Here is a 7,889-nt window from a genome sequence, read left to right on the forward strand (position 1 = left end):
ATAAAAAAAAGGAGGGGAACGAAAATGGCAAATAAAGAACAACAGGGCAATAAGAATGACAAAAAAGCGCCGAAGCTGTCGCTGAAAGAGAAGAGGGCGGCAAAGAAAGAAAAACAGGCGACAAAGCATTATTAGAAAAGTTCGACTAACACGGGCAGCGCACCACATACCGCACAATTGTGTTAGAATTCTTTTTGAATGATATACTTCATAGTCTTTTTCATATCAAGCGTATTAACTATTCTTTTTGTGCCTTTTGCTAAAAAATCAGCGTTCCTGTTAAATGCGATCGACAAGCCTTCCGACAGGAAAGTCCATAAAAGTTCGATGCCCAGGCTTGGGGGACTGGCTATCTATTTAGGGTTCATGGCAGCGGTCCTGACAGGTCTTCTGATCGCCGTCATAAGGCATATGCACCTGAACTATCTGGCGATAACAGGCATACTGCTCGGTTCTTCCCTGATGCTGATAGTCGGTATGTTCGATGACATGAAAAACATCCCGGCAACAAAAAAATTGCTCCTTCAAATATTGATCTCACTGGTCCCGATAATGTTCGGGGTCCAGATAACTTTCATTTCAAACCCGGTAACGGGGATCCTGTTGCTCGGTTTCATCTCGGTCCCGGTCACGATATTGTGGGTGGTCGGCATCACGAACGCGCTGAATTTTGTCGACGGGCTTGACGGTCTGGCTTCCGGTATAACCGCGATAGCCGCTACTACTCTATTTATTGTCGCGGTAAGGATACACCAGCCGGGGGCGGCGATACTTATGATAGCTCTTGCCGGCGCCACGGCAGGTTTTTTGCGCTATAATTTCAATCCGGCGTCGATATTTTTAGGCGATTCCGGAAGCCTTTTTCTGGGTTTTATGCTTGCGACCTGTTCGGTGATAGGCGTATTGAAAAGCTCGATGATACTGGCCCTGCTTATTCCGGCGTTCATAATGGGTATCCCTATCTTTGATGCCGCCTCTGTAATAATGAGGAGGGTGCGCGACGGGCGGCACATCTTCGACGCCGACAGGAGACACCTCCACCACAGGCTTCTTGACAGAGGGTTCAGCCACAGGCAGGTCGTCCTTTCGATATACAGCGCCTGCATCCTGCTGAGCATCGGGACTTTGGCAGTAACATTTTTGAGGGTCTCCCACGCGCTGGTCGTGCTGGGCATAGTGGCAATAATTGTCTTTACCGTCTTTTATCAGATCAAAAAATACGTAAGAAAATACGTGGTACTGGAGAAATAAAATGCAGCAGTTAAAAAGAGTGATGTTCGCTTTCGGGACAAGGCCGGAGGCCATAAAAATAGCGCCGGTGATAAACGAGATCTACAAGCACAGTGATATCTTCGCGCCGATAGTGGTCGTGACCGCGCAGCACAGGGAAATGCTCGACCAGACGCTCAAGATATTCGACATCAAGCCCGATTACGATCTGGATATCATGGAGCAGGACCAGACTATTTCAAATATCGTAACTAAGACGCTGCAGGGTTTTGAGGATATCATTCTGCAGGAACGGCCGGACATGGTCATAGTCCAGGGAGACACGTCCACCGCTTTCGCGTCGGCGCTGGCCGCCTTCTACAGAAAAGTCCCGGTCGGACATATAGAAGCGGGGCTGCGGACAAAGAACAAGTTCAATCCCTTTCCAGAAGAGATGAACAGAAAACTTATTTCCGCGATCGCGGACATGCATTTTGCTCCGACGGAGATGTCGGTAAATAACCTGTTGAGCGAAAGTGTCTCCCGAAGTAATATTTTTCTTACCGGTAACACCGTGATCGATGCACTATTGTCTGTAGTTTCGAGACCGTATGATCTGAAGAGGTCTGGTGTCAGCATAAAACCCGGTAAAAAACTGATCCTGGTCACGACGCACCGCAGGGAAAGCTTCGGCATACCGATGCGGAACGCACTCGAAGCAATAGCAAAGATCGCAAAAAAATTCGGAGACGAAGTCCAGATCGTCCTTCCGGTCCATAAGAACCCGAACGTCAGGGACGTCGTTTTTGATGTGCTGGATAACCTGCCTAACGTCGATCTTGTCGAGCCGATGGATTATCTTCCTTTCGTGCATCTGATGAAGGAATCTTATATTATCCTTACGGATTCGGGCGGCATACAGGAAGAAGCTCCTTCGCTTGGGAAACCGGTCCTGGTGCTCAGGGAGATAACCGAAAGGCCGGAAGCGGTCCTCGCCGGCACGGTAAAAATTGTCGGAACGGATCCCGGCACAATATTCAATGAGACCCAAAAGCTGTTAACGGACAAGGACGCTTACGATAAAATGTCGCATGCTGTGAACCCGTACGGTGACGGGAACGCTTCTTCAAGGATAATCACCAGCCTGCTGAAACACTTCGGTTTCACAGACAGAAAAGTCGAGGAATTCGACTTCCGCAATATCGCGCCGAAGAACTGAATTCAATGGGCTTTTTCAAATACACCGATCTCGCCTTCAGGATCGCAGGGAACATAATAGCTCCTCCTCTTGTCGGGATATTTCTGGGCGGATTTCTCGATAAAAAATTCCATACAACACCGGTGTTCATCCTGGTCCTTACAGTACTCGGTATAGCGGCGGGATTGAGGAGCCTGTTCAGGTTGTTTGATGAAGTGAAGGAAGAGAAGTAAAAGGCAAACAGCAGTTAGCAGTACGCAGTACGGTAGGCATTGACAAAAATATCCGATGTACGTTATTATGTACGAACAAAGGAGGGCCATATATGAGAGCAAAAACGACACTGTCCATTTCAGAGGCCAGAAAGAATATATTTGATATAGCGGAGCAAGTGCAAAAACCCAGCACTTATTATACTTTGACTGAAAACGGACGTCCGAAGGCAGTGGTGATGTCGGCGGAGGAGTTTGAGTCATGGACTGAAACGCTGGACGTTATCGCGGAATTCCCCGGACTGAAGAACAGCATAAAGGAAGCTGAAAAAGAATATAAAAGCGGCGATTATATAACTTTGGAAGACCTGCTGGAGAAGGAAGGCTATATTGTGAGAGGAAAAAAGCATGAAGTATTGCCTCGTAATACCAAAAAAAGTCCAAAAAGAAATAGGTAGGATCGACAAAAAATACAAGGGCAAGATCCTTCTGGCATTAAAGATACTGGAAGAAGAACCTTATACAGGCAAAAAGCTTGAAGGCGAATATAAAGGCAAATGGTCATATCGCGTATGGCCTTACAGGATAATATATGAAATCCATAAAAATGAGCTTATCATTCTTATTATTCATATCGGCCACAGACAGAGCGCTTATTAGAAAACGCAGTCGGCAGTCCGCAGTACGAACTGCGAGCTGCGTACGACGGACTGCGGTCCTCGATATATAAATATCTTTGAAACAGAATATTTTTAATGATACAATAATATATCGTGATACTTCAGATTGGCCAACATCCGACTTTCGAGATCAATAACATCTATTTCAACCTTGATACTATTGTTTCGCTTTTGATCGTCTCGTCGTTTATAGTCCTGGCAGCGCTGGTCCTGCGCTTCACGGTATTGAGGAAGAGCGGAAGACCGGTCTCGCTTCTACAAATGGCGGTCGAAGCGATATATAACTTCACAGAAAACATCTCTACGGGAATAATGGGGAATGCCGGACTCGTATATGTGAGCATTGTTTCCACCCTGTTCATTTTGATATTTTTCTCGAATATTTTCGGACTGATCCCTGTCAACGCGGTCTACTCGCTGTTCTTTGAGAAACTGCTTGGACGGATCCCGGAGCTTTCGGCGCCAACATGTGATATCAACACCACCGCGGGACTGGCGGTCACCGTATTTCTGCTGATCCATTTTTTGGGCCTGAAAAACAAGGGATTAAGATATATGAAAAAGTTCTTCCAGCCGAATTTCTTCTTTTTCCCTATAAATGTCCTCGAAGAACTTGCCAAGCCGTTCTCGCTGGCGATAAGGCTTTTCGGCAACACATTCGGGAAGGAGACGATAATACTGGTCCTTGTGTCCATCACCGTTTTTCCGCTGTTATATCCTTTACCTGTGATGTTCCTGGACCTTTTCATCGGTACGATACAGGCGTTCATATTTTCGCTGCTCACTGCTTTTTATATTGCGGAAGCGGTATCTGAAGAACATTAGAAAGAAAGGGGGATAAAAAATGGAAGGTCAAGCTCTGGTCCAGGCGGTCTCGGTCTTTTGCGCGGCGTTCAGCGTGGCCCTTGCGGCGATAGGTTCGGCTCTCGGACAGGGGAAGGCGACAGCTTCGGCGCTCGAATCGATAGCAAGGCAGCCGGAGGCAAAGGGTTCGATCACCCAGCTGCTGATAGTGGCGCTGGCGTTCATCGAATCACTCACTCTGTACGCGCTGCTGATAGCGATAGTCCTGATATTTGCAAATCCGTTCGTGAAGTAAATATTGCGGTCCTTGGTCCGCAGGGTGAAAAATGCTGGAAATTAACGGCACGATAGTCGCGGTAATAATAAATTTTGCCGTGCTTGTCTGGATACTCAACAGTTTTCTGTACAAGCCGGTCAGGAATATCCTGCTGGAGAGAAAGAACAGGATAGAATCGGATACTGACGAAGCCCGGAAAAAGCTGAAAGATGCGGAAGATATAAAAGCCTCTTATGAGATAAAATTAAAGCAGTCGGGCGATGAAGCAAAGAAGATAATCGATGCGGCAAATAATACGGCAGAAAGCCTGAAGACAGCCGCCCAGAAAGACGCTTCAGAAAATGCGGAAAAGTCAAGAAAAGACGCGGAGGCGGAGGCCGAGAAAATAAAGACCGAAGCCTTTGACAGCGTGAGATCGCAGATATCTTCGATGGTGGTCATGGCCGCAGGGAAAGTGATCGAAAAGAATATCGATGCGGCTTCACAAAGCGCTTTGATAGACGAATTCATCGGAAAAATAGAAAAGGCAGGGCTTAACTGATGGGCAGTACCGGTCAAAGATATGCCAAAGCTCTTATCGAAAGTGTCCCTGCTGCCGGGGATCTGCAGCGGGCGAAAGAGGATTTTAAATCTTTCCTGGAGACGTTAGACGCGTCAAAAGAACTTAAGTTTGTTTTTATGAACCCGTCCGTCTCCAGGAAGACCGCGAAAGCGGTGCTGGAAGAAGTCCTTGAAAAAGGATCGGGGGAAATATTCAGGAAGTTCATCGGGGTCGTGATCGACAACGGCAGGCAGAAGATCATATACGAGATAAAAAATGATTTTGACCGCCTGTGCGACGAAGCGGCCGATATAATGAAGGTCACCGTAAAAAGCGCGGTGCCGTTAAGCCCGGACCAGGAAAAAAGGCTGAAAGAAAAATTGTCCCTGGCGACCGGCAAGGATGTCATAGTGGAAAATATCATCGAAGCGTCGGTCATAGGAGGATGCACAGTGACCGTCAGGGACACGGTGGTGGACGGTTCCGTCAAAAATTATCTAAATAAGATGCAGGAGGCCTTGGCAAATGCTTAAACCGGATGAGATAACAGCGATAATACGCGGGCGGATAAAAGGTTTCTCAAAGGACCTGGATGTCTTTGAAAGCGGGGTCGTTACGGCTGCGGGTGACGGGGTCGCCACGGTATACGGCCTTTCAAACGTGATGTACAACGAGCTCATCGAATTCTCTTCGGGTGTGACTGGGATCGCTTTTTCTCTTCTCAGCGACTGCGTGGGATGCATCATCCTGGGGGACGCCGAAAAGATCAAGGAAGGCGATACGGTCAGGAGAACAAAAAAAGTCATGAGCATACCGGTGGGCGATGCTCTCATCGGAAGGGTGATAGATCCGCTCGGAAAACCTCTTGATGAAAAAGGACCGGTCCGGACGGCCGAATACAGGCCCATAGAAAGCCCTGCTCCGTCGGTCGTGGACAGGGAGCCCGTACAGGAACCGCTCCAGACAGGGATCAAAGCCATAGATTCGATGATCCCCATCGGAAGAGGGCAGAGAGAACTGATAATCGGCGACAGGAGCATAGGCAAGACAGCTATAGCCATAGATACGATACTCAACCAGAAGGACAAAAGCGTTATCTGTATATATGTCGCGATAGGGCAGAAAGCCTCGAACGTAGCCCGCATAGTTGACATCCTTAATGAACACGGCGCCATGCAATATACAACGGTCATGTTCGCCGGAGCCAGCGACTCGCCGGCGCTTCAATACATCGCTCCTTACGCCGGATGCGCGATAGGCGAGCATTATCTTTACAGCGGCCGTCACGCGCTTTTGATATATGACGATCTTTCAAAGCACGCGGTCGCATACAGGCAGATCTCACTTCTGCTGCGCAGACCCCCGGGGCGTGAAGCTTATCCCGGCGATATCTTCTACCTGCATTCAAGGCTGCTTGAGAGAGCGAGCAAACTGAACAAAGAGCTCGGGTCAGGCTCCCTTACAGCGCTGCCGATAATCGAAACGCAGGAGGGCGATATTTCCGCTTATATCCCGACGAACGTTATTTCAATAACCGACGGACAAATATATCTTGAAACGGACCTTTTTAATTCGGACGTTAAACCGGCCATCAATGTCGGGCTTTCAGTCTCAAGGGTGGGCGGCTCGGCCCAGATAAGCGCCATGAAAAAAGTAGCCGGAAGGCTGCGGCTTGACCTGGCCCAGTACAGGGAACTCGCGGCGTTCTCCCAGTTCTCGGCGGATATCGACAAGAGCACCGGCCAGCAGCTTCTCCGCGGGGAAAAACTTACCGAACTTCTGAAACAGCCGCAATACCGGCCCATGGACGCGGTGGACCAGGTTATATCTATTTTTGCCGGGACAAAAGGATATCTGGATGATATCGAGAACTCGGAGATAGCCGCGTTCGAATCCGAATTATTAAGTTTTATGAAAAGCAATCATCCCGAGGTAATGAACGAAATAAGGAATACCTTGAAAATATCGGACCAGGCGGAAAAGCAGCTTATTTCGGCGGTCGAAACTTTTAAGAACGCCTTTAAGGCGGGAGTCAAACGCTGATGCAGAACCAGAAGACGATCAAGGAAAAAAGAAGGACGATAGAAAGCATAAAAAAGGTGACAAAAGCCATGGAGATGATATCCAATATCAAGCTCCAGCGCTCCATGAAGCCGCTCGCCCAGTCGCGGACGTGTTTGCAGGAGATCCTGCGTTTCGCCTGCAAGATCGCCGGAGAGAACCCGGAAGGTGTCTTTGACGGTATCGGCCTTTTAAAAAAACGGCACGTTGTTTCGACGCTGTTCGTCGCGGTCGCGTCCGACAAAGGGCTCTGCGGATATTTTAACAACAATATACTGAACAAAATTGTGGCGGCAGCCTTAGAAGAGGTCTCCTCTGGTAAAAAAGTGTCTTTCATAACTGTCGGGAAAAAGGCCCGCGACTTCATATCGAAAAAGGGGTTTGAGGTCAGGACCGATATCTCTGCTTCACTTCCGAAGGAAGAGATCGCGGCAAAGATACAAAGTATCATTGTCGGGCTTTTTGAGAAAGGCAGCGTGGACAGCGTGCGGGTCTTTTACAGCCGGTTCACTTCCGTAAAAAGACAGGATGTATCTTCAGCGGAGGTCCTTCCGGTCTCTTTTGATGATCTTATCTGCCATGAGCCGGTGAAAGTCCATTCCGACGCCCCGTTCACTCAGTCGGGATACGAATATACAATTCCGGATTTCATCTACATCCCGGATAAGGAAGGTCTGTTCAAAGAACTCCTCCGGTATTTCATAGAAAATAAGCTGTTGAATATTTTAGCGGAATCAAATTCAGGAGAACATGCCAGCCGGATGGTGGCTATGCAGCAGGCTACCCTGAGCGCGGATGACATGATAGCGGCCCTGCTGCTCCAATATAATAAAGTCAGGCAGGAGCAGATAACGACGGAAATAATCGAAGTGGTCAGCGGCGTGAACGCGCTGAACTGAAGACGAAA

Annotated in this window: 11 protein-coding genes; all 11 read left to right on the forward strand. The window is 48.3% G+C overall.

Annotation, left to right across the window (positions count from 1 at the left end; all coding sequences use genetic code 11):
- The first annotated feature begins 198 nt into the window (after positions 1-198).
- Complete coding sequence (locus tag NTZ10_02005; GenBank protein MCX5749009.1) at positions 199-1,251, forward strand: MraY family glycosyltransferase; 1,053 nt, start codon at positions 199-201, stop codon at positions 1,249-1,251.
- Position 1,252: 1 nt separating this feature from the next.
- Positions 1,253-2,428, forward strand: coding sequence for a UDP-N-acetylglucosamine 2-epimerase (non-hydrolyzing) (gene wecB, locus NTZ10_02010; GenBank protein ID MCX5749010.1), 1,176 nt, complete (start codon positions 1,253-1,255; stop codon positions 2,426-2,428).
- Between the two features lie 5 nt (positions 2,429-2,433).
- A complete protein-coding gene (locus tag NTZ10_02015; GenBank protein ID MCX5749011.1) occupies positions 2,434-2,640 on the forward strand; it encodes an AtpZ/AtpI family protein in 207 nt (68 codons plus the stop codon).
- 92 nt (positions 2,641-2,732) lie between these two features.
- Positions 2,733-3,077 (forward strand): type II toxin-antitoxin system Phd/YefM family antitoxin, encoded by a 345-nt coding sequence (locus tag NTZ10_02020; GenBank protein MCX5749012.1) that lies wholly within the window; start codon positions 2,733-2,735, stop codon positions 3,075-3,077.
- The gene (locus NTZ10_02025; GenBank protein ID MCX5749013.1) at positions 3,028-3,279 is read left to right on the forward strand and encodes a type II toxin-antitoxin system mRNA interferase toxin, RelE/StbE family; all 252 of its coding nucleotides are present in this window, start codon (positions 3,028-3,030) and stop codon (positions 3,277-3,279) included. The genes NTZ10_02020 and NTZ10_02025 overlap by 50 nt, the downstream gene beginning before the upstream one ends.
- Positions 3,280-3,392: 113 nt before the next feature.
- Complete coding sequence (atpB, locus tag NTZ10_02030) at positions 3,393-4,124, forward strand: F0F1 ATP synthase subunit A (protein ID MCX5749014.1); 732 nt, start codon at positions 3,393-3,395, stop codon at positions 4,122-4,124.
- A 19-nt stretch (positions 4,125-4,143) separates the two neighbouring features.
- Entirely contained in the window at positions 4,144-4,398 is a 255-nt protein-coding gene (gene atpE, locus NTZ10_02035) for an ATP synthase F0 subunit C (protein MCX5749015.1), read from the forward strand.
- Positions 4,399-4,429: 31 nt separating this feature from the next.
- Positions 4,430-4,921, forward strand: a complete 492-nt coding sequence (atpF, locus tag NTZ10_02040) for a F0F1 ATP synthase subunit B (GenBank protein MCX5749016.1) — start codon at positions 4,430-4,432, stop codon at positions 4,919-4,921.
- The gene (atpH, locus tag NTZ10_02045; protein MCX5749017.1) at positions 4,921-5,454 is read left to right on the forward strand and encodes an ATP synthase F1 subunit delta; all 534 of its coding nucleotides are present in this window, start codon (positions 4,921-4,923) and stop codon (positions 5,452-5,454) included. The genes atpF and atpH overlap by 1 nt, the downstream gene beginning before the upstream one ends.
- The gene (atpA, locus tag NTZ10_02050; protein ID MCX5749018.1) at positions 5,447-6,964 is read left to right on the forward strand and encodes a F0F1 ATP synthase subunit alpha; all 1,518 of its coding nucleotides are present in this window, start codon (positions 5,447-5,449) and stop codon (positions 6,962-6,964) included. Before atpH ends, atpA begins: the two co-directional genes overlap by 8 nt.
- On the forward strand, positions 6,964-7,881 hold the full coding sequence (atpG, locus tag NTZ10_02055; protein ID MCX5749019.1) for an ATP synthase F1 subunit gamma: 918 nt from the start codon (positions 6,964-6,966) through the stop codon (positions 7,879-7,881). Before atpA ends, atpG begins: the two co-directional genes overlap by 1 nt.
- Positions 7,882-7,889 lie beyond the last annotated feature (8 nt).

The sequence above is a fragment of the Candidatus Saganbacteria bacterium genome (assembly GCA_026387835.1).
Classification (GTDB): Bacteria; Margulisbacteria; WOR-1; order JAKLHX01; family JAKLHX01; genus JAPLKZ01.

Coding starts and splice junctions, on each gene's coding strand:
- NTZ10_02005 (MCX5749009.1), top strand. CDS start 199: ATGATATACTTCATAGTCTTTTTCATATCAAGCGTATTAACTATTCTT.
- wecB (MCX5749010.1), top strand. CDS start 1,253: ATGCAGCAGTTAAAAAGAGTGATGTTCGCTTTCGGGACAAGGCCGGAG.
- NTZ10_02015 (MCX5749011.1), top strand. CDS start 2,434: ATGGGCTTTTTCAAATACACCGATCTCGCCTTCAGGATCGCAGGGAAC.
- NTZ10_02020 (MCX5749012.1), top strand. CDS start 2,733: ATGAGAGCAAAAACGACACTGTCCATTTCAGAGGCCAGAAAGAATATA.
- NTZ10_02025 (MCX5749013.1), top strand. CDS start 3,028: ATGAAGTATTGCCTCGTAATACCAAAAAAAGTCCAAAAAGAAATAGGT.
- atpE (MCX5749015.1), top strand. CDS start 4,144: ATGGAAGGTCAAGCTCTGGTCCAGGCGGTCTCGGTCTTTTGCGCGGCG.
- atpF (MCX5749016.1), top strand. CDS start 4,430: ATGCTGGAAATTAACGGCACGATAGTCGCGGTAATAATAAATTTTGCC.
- atpH (MCX5749017.1), top strand. CDS start 4,921: ATGGGCAGTACCGGTCAAAGATATGCCAAAGCTCTTATCGAAAGTGTC.
- atpA (MCX5749018.1), top strand. CDS start 5,447: ATGCTTAAACCGGATGAGATAACAGCGATAATACGCGGGCGGATAAAA.
- atpG (MCX5749019.1), top strand. CDS start 6,964: ATGCAGAACCAGAAGACGATCAAGGAAAAAAGAAGGACGATAGAAAGC.